The organism is Butyricimonas faecihominis (genome assembly GCF_033096445.1).
Classification (GTDB): Bacteria; Bacteroidota; Bacteroidia; order Bacteroidales; family Marinifilaceae; genus Butyricimonas; species Butyricimonas faecihominis.
Window position 1 is genome coordinate 556,080 of record NZ_AP028155.1, and the last position, 16,265, is coordinate 572,344.

Sequence of the window (16,265 nt, forward strand, 5' to 3'; positions counted from 1 at the left end):
TCCTATATTTGTAAAAATGTTTACGTTATGAGTACAAAAGCAACAATAGAGGTTGATTTGAGTCTTTTTGAGCAGTTGAAAAAATATGCAAAATCTAAAGGTCGGACGATCACGGAGGTCGTCGAAAAGCAATTAAAAAGCTTGCTTGGAACAGAGGTAAAAGACAAGCCTGTTTCTTCAAAATTAAGGGGAATTGTTAATCTTCCAGAAAATTTTGATTATAAAGAGGAATTGAAAAATAGATCTTTGGAAAAATGAAGCATTATTGTGTAGATACAAATGTCGTCATTGATATGTTGGCAAATCGTGGTGAATTTGCGGAAGCGGCTTCAAATCTTATGGATGCTGCAGGGCGTGGTGAAATTTGCGTGTATATATCCTCCTTGTCATATTCGAATATATATTACATTATTCGACGATATTTGGGGCATGAGAGAACGATAGAAAGTTTGAAAGAATTGTCTAAATACGTGGGAATTCTTCCTGTAAATGGGAAAATAATTCGTTTATCTCTTGATTCTGAATTTGGTGATTTTGAGGATGCAATACAATATTTTTCTGCTTTGCAGAATAGAAAAATCGAAGCAATTGTAACTCGAAATGTAAAAGATTTTAAATTGTCCACATTGCCGGTTCTACAACCATCGGAATTATTAGTTTGATAATTTGTGATTGTTTGTAAAAAGAGATAGTACCCCGGATGAAAGTTCGGGGTATTTTTGTACGATGAAAAAGTTGTAGTAGGTGAAGATGTAGCTGTCAAATCGGCAGGAATTTGGGTTTGGCATAACTATTGTCATTTAGTTGTCGTAAAATTTGAAGTATAATTAAATTAAAAATATAGAGTTATGTCAACAGGAAAGATTGGAGTTTCAACAGGGAATTTGTTCCCGATTATCAAGAAATTTTTATACTCGGATCACGAGATCTTTTTGAGAGAGATTGTTTCGAATGCGGTGGATGCTTCTCAAAAAATGAAAGTATTGGCTTCGAACGGGGAGTTTAAAGGTGAACTTGGTGAGTTGAAGGTAAGGGTGAAGGCTGACAAAGCGGCAGGGACGCTGACGGTATCGGATAACGGTATCGGTATGACGCAAGAGGAAGTGGAGAAGTATATCAACCAGATCGCTTTTTCCGGTGCGGAGGAGTTCATGAACAAATACAAGGATAACGCCGCGGCCATTATCGGGCATTTCGGGTTAGGTTTCTATTCTTCGTTCATGGTGAGTGACCGGGTGGAGATCGTGACGAAATCTTATAAAGAGGGGGCGAAGGCTGTAAAATGGTCATGCGAGGGAAATCCGGAATACACGTTGGAGGAGACGGAAAAGGCCGAGAGAGGTACGGATATTATCATGTATATCAGCGAGGAAGAGAAGGATTTTTTGGAAGATGCTAAGGTGAATGAATTGCTGACCAAGTATTGCAAGTTCTTGCCGATAGAGATTATTTCCGGAAAGAAGAAAGAGTGGAAGGACGGGGAATACAAAGATACGACGGAAGATAACGTGATCAATGATACGAATCCGGCATGGACCCGTAAACCGGCTGATCTGACGGAGGAGGATTACGAGAAGTTCTATCGCGAATTGTACCCGATGGCTCAAGATCCGTTGTTCCATATTCACTTGAACGTGGATTATCCTTTTAACTTGACGGGTATATTGTATTTTCCGAAGATCGACAACAAGTTCGAGATTCAGAAGAACAAGATTCAATTATATAGCAATCAAGTGTACGTGACGGATTCCGTGGAAGGAATTGTGCCGGAGTACTTGACGTTGTTGCATGGTGTGATCGATTCACCGGATATTCCGTTGAACGTGTCCCGTTCTTATTTACAGAGCGATCGTAACGTGAAGAAGATTTCAAGTCATATCACGAAGAAGGTGGCTGATAGTTTGAATGATATTTTCACGAATAAGCGGGAAGACTACGAGAAGAAGTGGGATGATTTGAAAATTTTCATCCAATATGGTATGTTGACGGATGAGAAATTCGCAGAGAGAGCCAAGAGTATCTTCTTGTTCAAGAACACGGAAGGGAAATACTTCACGTATGAAGAGTACGAGAACTTGATCAAAGCCAACCAGACGGATAAAGATAATAAGGTGGTGTTCCTGTATGCCACGGATGCTAAAGAACAGTACACGTATATCGAGACTGCTAAGGGTAAGGGATATGATGTGTTGTTGATGGATGGTCAATTGGATACACATTTTATCAACCATTTGGAACAAAAGAACTCCGATCACCGTTTTGTACGGGTGGATTCGGATGTTATCGACAAGTTGATCCCGAAGGAAGAGACGAAAGAGGTTGCTTTGAGTCACGAGGAACAAGAGGAATTGCGTGCCGTGTTTACTTCCCAGTTACCGAAGGAGGAAGGAATGTTTATGGTTAATTTCGAGGCTATGGGTGAGAATGGTGATCCGGTGATCGTGACACGTTCTGAGTTCATGCGTCGTATGAAAGAGATGGCAGCCATGAATCCGGGAATGGGATTCTACGGGGCAATGGGCGATCAGTACACTTTGGTGGTAAACACGGATCATAAGTTGGTGAACGCAATCCTAGAGAACGAGAAAGAGGAAATGAGTGCTCAGTTGGAGCCGATTAATTTCGAGATCAAGGAGACTGAAAAGAAACAGGCAGAACTGGACGAGTTGAATAAGGGTAAGAAAGACGAGGAGATTCCTCAAGTGGATAAAGATCGGAAGAGTGAGTATAGTAAGACAATAGCCGATCTGAACAAGCAAAAGAACTCGTTGCTGGAGGAGTACGGGAAAGGTAACAAGGTTGTTGGTCAGTTAATTGACTTGGCGTTGTTAGCGAACGGGCTACTGAAAGGCGAGGCGCTGAACAGGTTTGTAAAACGAAGTGTTGAACTGATTAAATAAAAAATTAAGCCGGACAGGTCGTCCGGCTTAATTTTTTCAAAAATAATCACTACTTTCGTTGACGAATTTCGTATAAATTAAAAAAATAGAAGTTATGCAGATTATTTATACTTCCGGAAATTACAAAAGAACTATCGTTAAATCGATCGTGGCGATTGTTTTAGGTCTTGTGCTCGTACTGTGGCCGACAGAAGTGTTAAATTACACGGTAAAGATTATCGGAGCCGTATTTTGTGTTACCGGGATTATCTCTTTTCTGGTCTCTATGCGGGATCAGAATGAACGTTCGGCTAGGGGACTGACTTCTTTTAACGGGATCGGAAGTATTATTTTGGGTATTCTATTGTGGTCGATGGCTGATTTTTTCACCAACATGTTGATGTATTTGTTGGGATTTATCCTGATTGTTGCGGGTATCGGTCAGTTGGTGATGTTGACTTCTGCGAGGAAATTCGGGCATATCGCTCCGTTGAGTTACGTGTATCCGGTAATTATTTTGTTGGCCGGATTGATTGTTTTTGCTAATCCGTTCTCGGCGAAAGAAGGAATTATAACTTTCTTCGGTGCTGTGACAATATTTTACGGGATAACGGATTTGATTAATCATTATAAGGTTAATCAGTTGCGTAAGGAGACACATGAAACCGAGCAACAACAGAAGATGGGAGGTGGAGAGATTGAGGATGCGGAGTATGAAGAAATAGAATAAATGAAGATTTACGATTTTAAATTTTAGATTTTAAATTACAGGATAGGTGCGTGTGATCGAAAAGGTTTAAGAAAAGAAATAGATAAAATGGTGCATATTATTAACAAGGAGGATTCGGTTTATAATCGTTTTTTAGCAGAACTTAGGGATAAAGAAATTCAAAAAGATCCGTTGCGTTTTCGTCGGAATCTGGAACGGGTTGGTGAGGTGATGGCTTACGAGATCAGTAAGACGTTTCGTTATTCAACGCGACAAGTACAGACACCGATTAACGTGGCTGATGTCAGATTGGCAGACGAAGAGGTGGTGGTGGCATCCGTGTTGCGTGCAGGATTACCTTTTCATCAAGGTTTTTTGAACTATTTCGATCGTTCCGGGAGTGCTTTTATTTCGGCAAGAAGAAAATATAAAGAAAATCATATTGATTTTGAAATTCGTTTCGATTCTATTTACACGCCAAGTTTGGAAGGAAAACAGTTATTGCTGGTAGATCCGATGTTAGCCACGGGAGGTTCTATCGTGGTGGCTTATCACGAGTTATTGAAACAGGGAGGAAGGCCCGCACACACGCATATTGCGGCTATTGTTTCCAGTCGTCAAGGTATAGAAAAACTTACAGAGGCTTTGAAAGATGAGCCGGTAACGATCTGGACGGGAGCATTGGATGAGCATCTGACAGAGAGTTGCTATATCGATCCGGGAATTGGTGATGCCGGAGATTTGGCTTTCGGGGAAAAGCTGTAAGAGTAAGATTTTGTGATTGGCGATTAAATGATTTCGTGATTACAAAGAGTATTGGATGGTAGGAGGGAATCATGGAATCTAAAAAGATAAAAACTAAAAGATAAAAACTGAAAGTTAGGAGAAAAGCATTATCTTTGGCGGTATGGAAATGAATAAATATTTGATAGCAGCTTTGTATGTTGTTGCTGGATGCGTGGCAACCCTGCCGATAAATGTGCGTGGGGGGAATGTATCCGTTAGGACAGATTGCTATCGTTTGTTGGTTTCTTCTACCGAAAAGGTAATCACGATTTCTACTGAGAAAAGATCCACGGAGGATTTCGATTATGGCGATTTCTACAATCAGAGTCACGCGGAAACCGTGGATGCTGTAAAAGTTTATACTACTTATTCGTCTGTTGTACTACCGGGTTGGAAAGTCCCGGAAATTGCAGCAAATCCCATCCGGGCTCCCGGGAAAATGGAATGATTTCGGATTTATGATTTTAGATTTACGATTGAATGACTAAAGGAGATTTGTGCTTGGTCATTTTCAATTTTCAATTTTCAATTTTCAATTATAAACTATGGGATTTAACGATATATTAAAAAGTCTTTTTGGTAACAAGTCTGATCGTGACTTGAAAGAATTATTGCCGATCGCGTCAAAAGTAAATGCAGAGTGGGAAAAGATCAAAGGCGTGAGCCATGATGAGTTGAGACAGATTTCAGCTGATCTGAAAGCAAAGATTCACGCTCACGTGAAGGAAGAAGAGGATGAAATTGCTTCTTTGAAAGCAAGAGTAGAGAATGAGAAACCTTCGATCGAGGAAAGAGAGGAAATTTATAACCGGATTGATAAGCTGGAAGAACAGATTAACACGAAGTTAGAGGATGTTCTAAACGAAATATTACCTTTGGCGTTTGCCGTGATGAAAGATACGGCAAGACGTTTCAAAGAAAATAAAGAGATCGTCGTGAAGGCTAACGATTTTGATCGTGATTTGGCCGTAACGAAAGATTTCGTGGAAATTGACGGTGAGGATGCCGTTTACTTCAACTCTTGGTTGGCCGGAGGTAACGAGGTTACCTGGGATATGGTTCACTATGACGTGCAGTTGATAGGTGGTTCCGTGTTACACCAAGGTAAGATTGCCGAGATGGCTACCGGTGAAGGTAAAACGTTGGTAGCTACCTTGCCTGTATTCTTGAATGCCTTGACTGGTCGCGGGGTACACGTGGTTACGGTCAATGATTACCTGGCAAAACGTGACTCCGAGTGGATGGGACCTCTTTATATGTTCCACGGGTTGTCTGTTGACTGTATTGATAAGACAGAGCCGAACTCTCCGGAGAGACGGAAAGCTTACCAGGCAGATATTACTTTCGGAACAAATAATGAATTTGGTTTCGATTATTTGAGAGATAACATGGCTATTCACCCGGAAGACTTGGTACAACGCAAGCATCATTATGCGATTGTCGATGAGGTCGACTCCGTGTTGATCGATGATGCCCGTACCCCGTTGATTATTTCCGGTCCGGTTCCGAAGGGGGACATTCAGATGTTTGACGAGTACAAACCTCGTGTGGAGAAGTTGGTGCGTATGCAGCGTGAGTTGGTTGCCCGGATTTTCACGGAAGCTAAAACGTTGTTGGCTAGCGGTGATCGGAAACAAGAGGAACAGGGGGCTATATTGTTGTTGAGAGCATATAAGGGATTACCCAAATATAAGCCATTGATCAAGTTCTTGAGTGAACAAGGAAACAAGGCAACCTTGGTGAAAACCGAGAATGTTTATATGCAGGAGAATAACCGTCGTATGCCGGAGATTACGGATGAACTTTATTTCGTGATCGATGAGAAACAGAACTCTATCGATTTGACGGATAAAGGGCATGATACGATTACGGCCGCGGGTGAAGATCCGAACTTCTTTATCTTGCCGGATGTGGGTTCTGAATTGGCAGAGATCGATAAGATGAACCTGACTGAGGAAGAGAAGCTGGAGAAAAAAGACCAGATGGTGCAAAGTTATGCCGCCAAATCTGAGCGTGTACACACGGTGAACCAGTTGTTGAAAGCATACACGTTGTTCGAATTGGATGTTGAATACGTGGTGATTGACAACAAGGTGAAGATCGTGGACGAGCAGACGGGACGTATCATGGAAGGACGCCGTTATTCAGACGGTTTGCACCAAGCTATCGAGGCGAAGGAAAACGTGAAAGTAGAGGCTGCCACGCAGACATTTGCCACGATCACCTTACAGAATTATTTCCGTATGTACCATAAGTTAGCCGGTATGACCGGTACGGCAGAGACGGAAGCGGGTGAGTTCTGGGATATTTACAAATTGGATGTTGTGGTTATCCCGACCAACAAACCGGTGATTCGAAAGGATGCTAATGACTACGTGTACAAGACGAAACGTGAAAAATATAATGCGGTGATCGAGGAGATTACCCGATTGGTTGGAGAAGGCCGCCCGGTGTTGGTGGGTACGACTTCCGTCGAGGTTTCCGAGTTGTTGAGCCGTATGTTGAAATTGCGGGGTATCAAGCATAACGTATTGAATGCGAAGTTGCATCAACGGGAGGCAGATATTGTTGCAGAGGCCGGTAAATCACAGGTAGTTACGATTGCAACCAATATGGCCGGTCGTGGTACCGACATCAAGTTAAGTCCGGAGGTACGTGCAGCGGGAGGTTTGGCCATTATCGGTACGGAACGTCACGATTCACGTCGTGTAGACCGTCAGTTGAGAGGTCGTGCCGGACGTCAGGGAGACCCGGGTTCTTCTCAGTTCTTCGTGTCATTGGAAGATGATTTGATGCGTTTGTTCAGTTCCGAGAGAATCATTCGGGTGATGGACCGTTTGGGACACGAGGAAGGTGACGTGATTCAGCATTCCATGATTACCAAATCTATCGAGCGTGCACAACGTAAGGTGGAGGAAAATAACTTCGGTATTCGTAAGCGTTTGTTGGAATATGACGATGTGATGAACTCTCAACGTGAGGTGATCTACAAGAAGAGACGTCACGCTTTGTTGGGAGAGAGAATCGGAGTGGATATTGCCAACAATATGTATGATGTTTGCGAGACATTGGTGGAAGAACACAAGGATGCTAATGATTTGGAAAGCTTCCGTATGGATGTGTTGAAATATTTTGCCGTTGACTTTGATATAAAAGAAGAGGATTTCCAGAAGACTTCTGCCAACAATTTGACTGAGAGACTGTACAAGGAGGTTCGGGATACATTCAGTCGTAAGACGGAGACTATCGCTAAACAGGCGTTCCCGGTGATCAAGAATGTTTTCGAGCAGAGAGGAGAAATGTTCAAGAATATAGTAGTGCCGTTTACCGATGGGAAACGGGCTTACAATGTCGTGGCTAATCTTGAGAAGACGTATAAATCTGAAGGTGAGGAGTTGATCCGTGCTTACGAGAAGTCTATCATGTTGGCTCATATCGATGACGCATGGAAAGAGCATTTGCGTGAAATGGATGATTTGAAACAATCCGTGCAGAATGCAACTTACGAGCAGAAAGACCCGTTATTGATCTATAAGTTCGAGTCATTCAACTTGTTCAAGAGTATGGTGGACAAAATCAACAAGAATGTCGTGTCTACTTTGATGAAGGGACAAATTCCTTTTGAGGCTCCTGAAGAAGTGAAACAGGCTGAAGAGAAACGAACCGATTTAAGCAAGATGCGTACGGGACGTAGTGATGCTCCTGCCGCTCAGACCAATCAAGCTCCCCGTAAAACCGAGCCCGTGAAAGTGGGTCCCAAGGTAGGACGTAATGATCCGTGTCCTTGCGGAAGTGGTAAGAAATACAAGAATTGCCACGGGAAGGGGGAAGAATAGACTGATTCGGTGATTAAGAGATTTGATGATTCCGTGATTATGCAATCATTGAATCTCTTAATCATAATCACTAAATCACAAAATAATTATGGTTTCATTATTTATCAATTGGGATGTTAGTCCCGAATTAATTAGTTTAGGTGGTTTCTCGATTCGTTATTACGGGTTATTATTCGCCTTGGCTTTCGTGTGCGGGTATAAGGTAGAGGAGAAGATGTTCAAGTCGGAAGGGTTGAGCCAGCAGTGGTTGGATAAGTTGTGGATATACGTGGCGGTTGCCACGGTGATCGGGGCCCGGTTGGGACATTGTTTCTTTTATGATTGGGCATATTATAGCGCTCATCCGTTTGAAATTATTCTACCGGTTCGATTCCAACCGGAATTCCGTTTTACCGGATATCAAGGGTTGGCTAGTCACGGGGCTGCAATCGGTATTATTGCCGGGTTGTGGTACTATTCCAAGAAGGTAAGTAGGAAATCAATATTCTGGATTTTGGATCGTGCTGTAATTCCAATTGCGTTGGCAGGATTTTTTATCCGTATGGGAAATCTGATGAATTCGGAGATTGTCGGTTTACCGACTGATCTGCCTTGGGGATTCCGATTTGTACATTCCGGAATGCCTGATCCGTCGACACCCCGTCATCCGGCACAGTTGTATGAGGCGATTTGTTATCTGATCAGTTTTGCTGTTTTAATGCATTTGTATTGGAAGACGAAAGCGAAAGATCGTCAGGGCTTTCTTTTTGGAATGTTTTTGGTACTGATCTTTACCGCTCGTTTTGTGATCGAGTTTGTGAAAGAGAACCAGGAAGAATTTGAAAATGCCATGACCTTGAATATGGGACAATGGTTGAGTATTCCTTTTGTATTGATCGGGATTTACATGATTTGGAGAAGCGGGAAAAAGATAAAAGTTAAAAACTAAAATCTAAAATTAAAATGGCATATAATCCGGAGTTTATGAAGGAGGCAATTCGTATTGCCGTGGAGAACGTGGAGAATGGGACAGGAGGACCGTTCGGGGCGGTAGTTGTACGGGATGGTAAGATTATCGCAACCTCCGGGAATACGGTTGTGCCGGATAATGATCCCACGGCTCACGCGGAAGTGAATGCTATTCGTAGGGCTTGTAGGCAACTTGATTCTTTCCAGTTGAAAGGTTGTGAGATTTATTCCAGTTGTGAACCGTGTCCCATGTGTTTGGGGGCAATATACTGGGCTAGACCTGAACGGGTGTATTATGCCTGCACGAAGGAGGATGCCGCTGTCGGTGGCTTTGATGATTCTTTTATCTATAAAGAGATCGTGTTGGATGGGCCTATGCGTTGTATCCCGTTTGAGAATAAACGAGAAGAGGGTGCGGGAGAGGAATTCAGGCTTTGGCAGACGACCAATAATAAAACGAGATATTAGAAAAGGAGAGTCAAAATTTTTTTGACTCTTTTTTTATATCCTCTCTTTTTCGTGTTCTAAATGAAATTGTTATTCCGTTTAAATTTGTTATATTTGTGAATGACAACGTGGTAGGTCGTGTGTAGAATTTAATTACTCAACCTAAATTTAGAATTATGGAAAAGAAATTGGACTTTGGTAGCGTGTTATCGCAAGGTTTTTTGGTGGGAATGAAAAATCTGCCTTCTCTTTTGGGTGCAATTGTATTATGGCTTTTGACGATCTGGATTCCTTACGTGAATGTGGGGACCACGATAGCTATCATGACGATTCCCATTAAATTCAGTAAAGGAGAGATTTTTTCCCCTCTCTGTATTTTCGAGAAACAATATTATCGTTATATGGGTGAGTTCTTTTTGACTTGTGGGTGGTACACGGCAGGGGTGTTGATGGCCATGATTTTTCTTGTTGTACCCGGTATCGTGTTGGGGATTATTTGGAGTCAAGCCCTTTATCTTGTACTGGACAAGGGGGTGAACCCGGCCAAAGCGTTATCATTGAGTAATAAAATGACTTATGGCAACAAATGGATCATTTTTGCCGTGATGTTTGTTGTTTATCTAGCCTTTTTAGTGGCATCCCTGTTATTGACTTGGATTCCGTTTATCGGGGTTATTATTGCATTTTGTTTGATGGTTATTTATATGGCCATGATATTGGGTTGTTCCGGGATGATATATGGTAAATTGTTGGAAAATTTGACAGAAGAAGATCTTAGATAAGATCGCGTAAATATTGAAAAAGACGCCGTGTCCACGAGATTGCGGCGTCTTTTTTTGTTTTGTAGGTTGCGAACTTTCTCTTTTTTTATTAAATTTGTAAACATCAGGCATTTATTTTCTATATGAATGTTCGAAACCCTGACTTCCGGGGACTTGTTTGGGCGATATCCATTTGTCGTTTTTGTTTAATCTAAGATAAGGAGAAAATGTGAAGGAGAAAGATGTATTGAATTTTTCGTGTGTAGAGTTGGTGAGTTTATTTGAGCGGGAGTTCCCGACGATCATGCAAGGTGCAAGCCTTAGTAAGGATTGGAAAGAGTTTGAACAATTCCTGAAGGGGTACGTGCGTGCCGCTTTGACAAAATATTCGACTTCTTCGTCTATAAAACGATTTTTCCGGATGTTTATGAACGAGACCCGGCATATTCGTGATTTTTCCACGGGGGAGAAGATTCGTTATGAACCGATTAAATGGTTATGGCAAGCTTTACGGGGAGAGGGGGATGGCATACATCCGGATTTTTTGTTGGATTGGTATTATCTATTTAAGAAATACCAGACAGATGAAGTCGTTTTACCGGAGCGGGCACGATGTGATCAATGGCGGGGACGTTGGAAAACCGGGATGGATGAGGATGTAGCTCAAGAGCGACGGGAGAACCGGGAGCGGATATGTGGTTTGTTGATCGAGAAAATAGAGAAGAGAGATAAGTTGAATACCCGTTATCGTTTTGAAGAGGGAATGAGCATGGAGAGAAAACGGGAGTTGGTGAGTGAATGGTGGGGGGATTATAAATTTCATCTCGCTTTAGCTGTCCGGGAACCGGATGAGTTGAACCTGTTCATGGGTAACACGTTATCGCCGGAGTTAATGGAGCTTTTACACCGGGCGAGGCAGAAAGGAATCCCGTTTTTCGTGACACCCTATTATCTTTCCTTGTTGAGCGTTCGGACGGATGGGTACGATGATTCCACGATTCGTAGTTACGTGATCTATTCCGAAGAGCTGGTGGAGAATTTCGGGCAAATCCGTGCGTGGGAAAAAGAGGATGTGGTGGAACCGGGAAAACCGAATGCTGCCGGGTGGTTGTTGCCCAATGCCACGAATATTCATCGTCGTTATCCCGAAGTGGCTATTTTCATCCCGGATTCGATGGGACGGGCTTGTGGCGGGCTGTGCGCTTTATGCCAGCGAATGTACGACTTTCAGAAAGGACATTTGAATTTTAACTTGGATCGGCTGAAACCGACAGACGGGTGGGAAGTCAAGATGGAGCGTCTGATGATGTATTACGAGCATGATTCTCAATTACGGGATATTTTGATCACGGGAGGGGATGCTCTGATGAGTCAGAACCAGACGTTGGAGAAAATTCTGGATGCTGTTTTCCGTATGGCCGTGCGCAAGCGAGAATTGAACAAACGGCGTGGGAAAGGGAAAAAATATGCCGAGATACAACGGGTGAGATTGGGTTCGAGGTTATTGGCTTATTTACCCAGTCGTGTAAATGACGGTTTGATCGAAGTGTTGAAAAGATTCCGGGAGAAGGCGGAACAGGTCGGGATTCAGCAATTTTTCATACAGACTCATTTCGAGTCGCCTTTGGAAGTGACCGAGGAGGTGATTCAGGCTACCCGACGCTTGCTGGAGGCCGGATGGATTATCACCAATCAGGCTGTGTTCACTGTGGCAGTTTCACGTCGGGGACATACGGCGAGGTTGAGAGAGGTTTTGAATCGAATCGGTATTCTGACCTATTATACCTTTTCCGTGAAGGGATTCGAGGAGAATTATGCCTTGTTTGCCCCGAATAGTCGTTCGCTACAAGAGATGTTGGAGGAAAAAGTGTACGGAGATTTACCCGTGGAGTTGGAAAAGGAGATCTTGGAATTGTTGAAATACCCGGAAAGGATTCCCTCTGAATTACCGGATTTGTTGGATAAATACTGGCAACCGTTTTTGGCCACGGATCGAAACGTGATGAACCTGCCCGGAATCGGGAAGAGCATGACGTACCAGACGGTCGGGATGACAAAGGAGGGAAAGCGTATTTTACGTTTTTCTCTGGACGTGGGACGACGACATAGCCCTCAAGTGGATCACGAGGGAGAGATTTATATCGTGGAAAGTAAGTCGATCGCGGCTTATTTACGCCAATTGCAAGCGTTGGGCGAACGTGTGGAGGATTATAGTTCGTTGTGGGATTATACTGAAGGGCGCACGGAATCCCGTTTTGCCCTTTTTGAATATCCGGAACCGAGAATTGAAATCACGGGGGATTTCACGAATCTGGAAATTGATTCGTGATCAGGCGTCCCCGTTAGTTTCGAGTAATCCCAGTGTCCCCGATGCGTTCTGCCCGTTTGCGCTGACAGCGAAACCGTACACGACCAGTTGATTCACGTCCCAGTCTTCCGGTAACGACCATTCTTCTTCCCCGCTTGTACCTCTAGTTCCGAGTTCCACGAGCCGGCTTTTCTTTTCTTCCCGTTCATGAATCACACCCATCAAGCGGTCTTCTTTAGCCATGAAAGGCATTAATGGTTGTTGTTTCCACCGGAACGTGACCAGCCGTTTTTCCTTGTTCACTTCAGCCTCGATGAGGGGTAATCGTAACCCGCCACCGGAGAGCGAGAGCGTCAACAGGTCCACGGTGGGATTTTCCACGTCATCGGCGTTTACTTTGTGAATATTGTCACGGGTGAAGCAGTTGGCGCATATTTTGCCGGAGGGGGAACAATACCCCACGGATAGGATTTTGAGGAAACGGCGACGCAATTTCGTGATCAGGCTAAGTCTGGCACGTTGTTTCAATTGTTCCGGGGTTTTCGCATCCTTCACGAAACCCGGTTTTCCTCTCGCGATTTGAGTTTTACCCACTTTGTAGGAGGTTACGTTGCCGACGGAACCGGAGATGTCTTGAAATATGGTCGGTTTAAAGATTGCCATGATATTCGTGTTTTAAGATTTGGAAGTAGAGAAATACATGCAGGGGGAGTAACGTTTCCCGTCTTGGGCAGCGAAAAAGCAATATAAATGGGCTGTTGTCCATGTTCCTTCCGGGACGGGTACGATGGCTTTTCCATTTGATCGGCAGAATCCCGTGTCATCCAGCACGACGGGTTGATAGGGTTCGTTGTCAAAGATGGCGGCAACGGTCAGTTGGTCGGTCGCTTGCGCGGTGACGGTTGACGTGTTATCCAGCCACTCCAGTTCCAGTTTGTCTGCGTGAATGGCCGTGGCTTTCATCCCGAAAGGTAATTGCAGGCTACCATCCGACAGGACTAGCCGGGGGTAATCGATGTAGTCATTCGGGCCGAACATATTCATGTTTGCGTGAAGGAACCAGTGGTAGCCGGAGCGTCGTTCCTCTTCCCGTGCCACGAGCGTGTACACTTTTTCCAGCATGCTTCCTCGTGTGGCACGATACATGGTCTGGGCTCCGGGGAGCTTTGAACGTTGTGTCGTTTGTCCTTCCGAACGCGGGTTGCTGATGGTGTCTGCCAATTTTCGGGCATACGTTTTATTTCCTACCGTGTAAGTCACGTATCCCCCGATTTTCCCGGAGGCTCCTTGTAATACCGAATCGTTTAATGTTGCCATGTATTTTCTGATTTTGTTGACCTTTCGGTCGTGTTTATGAGTCAGTCTCCTATTTTAAGACTAAAATAATGCTATGTAGGAGTTTTCAAATGTAGATAGATTACTTTAAAAAAACAAATTAATTGCAATATTTAATTTTAATTGTAGGAGGGGGATAGGGCCGGAATGGGAGCGGAATGGGAGCGGCTCGCAATTTGATAAGAATATGTTAGTGATAATGTCACGTTTTGTGACATTAATTTGCATTTATGTATTTGAGGGCCTAGGGTGAATTTTTATACTACAAGCCGTTCACGAGTTTGTAACCTCGAGCAAATTCGTTTTGGATAGCGATGCTTTTATCCGCTTTCAGTTTTTTATTCAGCAGGCAGACGTATCTGGTGAGGGCTTTTTCCTTGTCTGTGGTATAGACACCCCAGAGCGTTTCGCACATTTCCACGGTGGGAATCACCTCGTTGATCCGCAGGCAGAATAGCCATAAGATGTTTGATTCCATACTTTTCAACTCTTCTCGTTTGCCGGAGATGGTGAGCAGTCGGTTGTTTTTGTTGAAGGTGGTGTCGGGAGAGACGCGGAAAAGGCCTTGTTCTTTTTCCGTGTTCAATCGTTTGGTTCTGGCGATAGCCTTGTCCAAGCGAGCTTTCACGTCGTCCACGCTACAACCTTTCACGAGATAATCGTCGGCTCCCTCGTACAGGGCATGGTTGTGATTGACGGAACTGAGAATCACGATCGGAACCTGATCCCCTTTTTCCCGTACAAGGCGAATCAGTTCGTGGCCGTCTTTTCCCGGTAGGTCCATGTCAAGTAACAGGAGATCCCAAGCTCCGGTTTCGTATAGTTGCCATGCCTTGTTCCCTTCTTTGGCAAGGGTTACCGTGTACCCGGCTTCTTCAAGGATTTCCGTGTATATCATGGCGGCCGTGGTGTTGTCCTCGGCATAGAGTATATTTATTTTTTCTTCCATTTGCGTAAGTATATCGTGAATGTACATCCTTTTCCCGGCGGGCTGTCCACCGTGATTTTTCCCTTGTGGGCTTTGATGACGTTGTAGACGTATGTCAAGCCTAAACCGTATCCTTTTTTACTGGTAGAGTCTTTGTTTGCCTGATAATATTTGTTGAAAATATATTTTTGTTGCTTTTTGGGAATACCGGGACCGTTGTCCCTTATTTCTATAACGAAGGTTCCTCTTTTTTGGTAACAGATTACGGTGATCTGTGGCGTTTCTCCGCTGTATTTCACGGCATTATCCAAGAGATTTTGAAGAGCGCCGAGTAGGTAGAAATGTGATGCATAAACAATTTCGGATTCAACGAGATAGCGCAGGTTTAACTGGATATCTTTTTGTTCGTGGTTGGCGAGGTATTGTTTCTCGAATAACGAGAGTATCTCGTTTTTCAGGTTAAATTCGTCCCGGGTGATGTTCAAGTGGGCGAGCCCACTTAACGTTTTAAGCAATTGCTGAGAGCTTGTTTTCAGTTGGTTGGCTTCTTCTTGGATGAGCCTAATTTTCGCACGTCCCTTTTCGTCATCCTCGGGGATGGATTTCTTTTCTACAAGTTCAGACAGGGTAACGATACTTGCGAGAGGGGTCTTCCAGTCATGCACGACTTGTTTAATCATTTCTTCCTGAAGGCGGGATAGATGTTGTTGGGCGTGGGAGAGGTATTGTAAACCTAGAACAAGTAGTAGTGTCAGTGCGACAATGGCGAGGATGTCTTGCCATGATTCCTCTAAAAAGAAGGAGATTGGAAAATTGTAATAAATGGCCAAGGATTCGTGGGAAAGATTATTTATCGGAAAACTGTTTCCTCGTGTTATGTCGGGCGTAGGCGTTTTGTGATGCTGGAATCGGACTATGATTTGATTTGTGCTGTCTAATTGTGCGATGGTGAAATGAACGGCATCGGGTGTTTGGGAGCGTAATACGCTGTCTAATGACAAGAAAAGATGGGTTCGTTCTTGAACGGAGTCCGTTTGCAGGATTTCCACGTACGGGGGAATAACTGATTCTATTATAGAATCCATGTGAATCTGCCAGCGTGTCTTGACGGTTTCGTATAATTTAATACCGGAGAATAATTGATTGATCCACAATAAAATGAATATCGTGAACGTGATATAACCTATTATTCTTAAATCGTGTTTCATTCACTTTTCTTTTGCTATTTCAACATGCACGTTTGTTGAATGGTTACCGCCACATAGACGAGACGAAATTACGTATTTAGAATTGATTTTACAAGGAGTTGTGGTTGAGCGATATGTCGG

15 protein-coding genes are annotated in these 16,265 nt (G+C 43.6%); 11 read left to right on the plus strand and 4 right to left on the minus strand.

Features of this window, described 5'->3' with window-relative positions; genetic code table 11:
- The first annotated feature begins 27 nt into the window (after positions 1 to 27).
- From R8806_RS02345 to R8806_RS02395, 11 genes are all read left to right on the plus strand, one after another.
- Entirely contained in the window at positions 28 to 258 is a 231-nt protein-coding gene (locus tag R8806_RS02345; RefSeq protein WP_124318240.1) for a DUF6364 family protein, read from the plus strand.
- Positions 255 to 662 carry a type II toxin-antitoxin system VapC family toxin gene (locus tag R8806_RS02350; protein ID WP_124318241.1) on the plus strand — a complete coding sequence of 136 codons (408 nt, stop codon included), beginning with the start codon at positions 255 to 257 and terminating at the stop codon, positions 660 to 662. The genes R8806_RS02345 and R8806_RS02350 overlap by 4 nt, the downstream gene beginning before the upstream one ends.
- 186 nt (positions 663 to 848) lie before the next feature.
- Positions 849 to 2,900, plus strand: coding sequence for a molecular chaperone HtpG (gene htpG, locus R8806_RS02355; protein ID WP_124318128.1), 2,052 nt, complete (start codon positions 849 to 851; stop codon positions 2,898 to 2,900).
- A 94-nt stretch (positions 2,901 to 2,994) separates the two neighbouring features.
- Positions 2,995 to 3,609: an HdeD family acid-resistance protein gene (locus R8806_RS02360; RefSeq protein ID WP_124318127.1), complete on the plus strand. Its 615-nt coding sequence runs from the start codon at positions 2,995 to 2,997 to the stop codon at positions 3,607 to 3,609.
- An 87-nt stretch (positions 3,610 to 3,696) separates the two neighbouring features.
- Positions 3,697 to 4,353 carry a uracil phosphoribosyltransferase gene (upp, locus tag R8806_RS02365; protein WP_124318126.1) on the plus strand — a complete coding sequence of 219 codons (657 nt, stop codon included), beginning with the start codon at positions 3,697 to 3,699 and terminating at the stop codon, positions 4,351 to 4,353.
- 142 nt (positions 4,354 to 4,495) lie between these two features.
- A complete protein-coding gene (locus R8806_RS02370) occupies positions 4,496 to 4,822 on the plus strand; it encodes a hypothetical protein (protein WP_151411448.1) in 327 nt (108 codons plus the stop codon).
- 97 nt (positions 4,823 to 4,919) lie between these two features.
- Entirely contained in the window at positions 4,920 to 8,210 is a 3,291-nt protein-coding gene (gene secA, locus R8806_RS02375; protein ID WP_124318082.1) for a preprotein translocase subunit SecA, read from the plus strand.
- A gap of 88 nt (positions 8,211 to 8,298) precedes the next feature.
- On the plus strand, positions 8,299 to 9,138 hold the full coding sequence (gene lgt, locus R8806_RS02380; RefSeq protein WP_151411449.1) for a prolipoprotein diacylglyceryl transferase: 840 nt from the start codon (positions 8,299 to 8,301) through the stop codon (positions 9,136 to 9,138).
- Positions 9,139 to 9,152: 14 nt separating this feature from the next.
- Entirely contained in the window at positions 9,153 to 9,626 is a 474-nt protein-coding gene (locus tag R8806_RS02385) for a nucleoside deaminase (RefSeq protein WP_124316517.1), read from the plus strand.
- Positions 9,627 to 9,781: 155 nt separating this feature from the next.
- On the plus strand, positions 9,782 to 10,387 hold the full coding sequence (locus R8806_RS02390; RefSeq protein ID WP_124316516.1) for a hypothetical protein: 606 nt from the start codon (positions 9,782 to 9,784) through the stop codon (positions 10,385 to 10,387).
- Between the two features lie 208 nt (positions 10,388 to 10,595).
- Positions 10,596 to 12,695, plus strand: coding sequence for a KamA family radical SAM protein (locus tag R8806_RS02395; RefSeq protein ID WP_124316515.1), 2,100 nt, complete (start codon positions 10,596 to 10,598; stop codon positions 12,693 to 12,695).
- Here the strand turns inward: R8806_RS02395 and R8806_RS02400 are convergent, their stop codons facing one another.
- From R8806_RS02400 to R8806_RS02415, 4 genes are all read right to left on the minus strand, one after another.
- Complete coding sequence (locus tag R8806_RS02400; RefSeq protein ID WP_124316514.1) at positions 12,696 to 13,337, minus strand: DUF6266 family protein; 642 nt, start codon at positions 13,335 to 13,337, stop codon at positions 12,696 to 12,698. It lies immediately after the preceding gene.
- Between the two features lie 12 nt (positions 13,338 to 13,349).
- A complete protein-coding gene (locus R8806_RS02405; protein ID WP_124316513.1) occupies positions 13,350 to 13,991 on the minus strand; it encodes a DUF6266 family protein in 642 nt (213 codons plus the stop codon).
- Between the two features lie 280 nt (positions 13,992 to 14,271).
- Positions 14,272 to 14,958: a response regulator transcription factor gene (locus tag R8806_RS02410; RefSeq protein WP_164719611.1), complete on the minus strand. Its 687-nt coding sequence runs from the start codon at positions 14,956 to 14,958 to the stop codon at positions 14,272 to 14,274.
- Positions 14,943 to 16,145, minus strand: coding sequence for a sensor histidine kinase (locus R8806_RS02415; protein ID WP_124316511.1), 1,203 nt, complete (start codon positions 16,143 to 16,145; stop codon positions 14,943 to 14,945). Before R8806_RS02415 ends, R8806_RS02410 begins: the two co-directional genes overlap by 16 nt.
- Positions 16,146 to 16,265 lie beyond the last annotated feature (120 nt).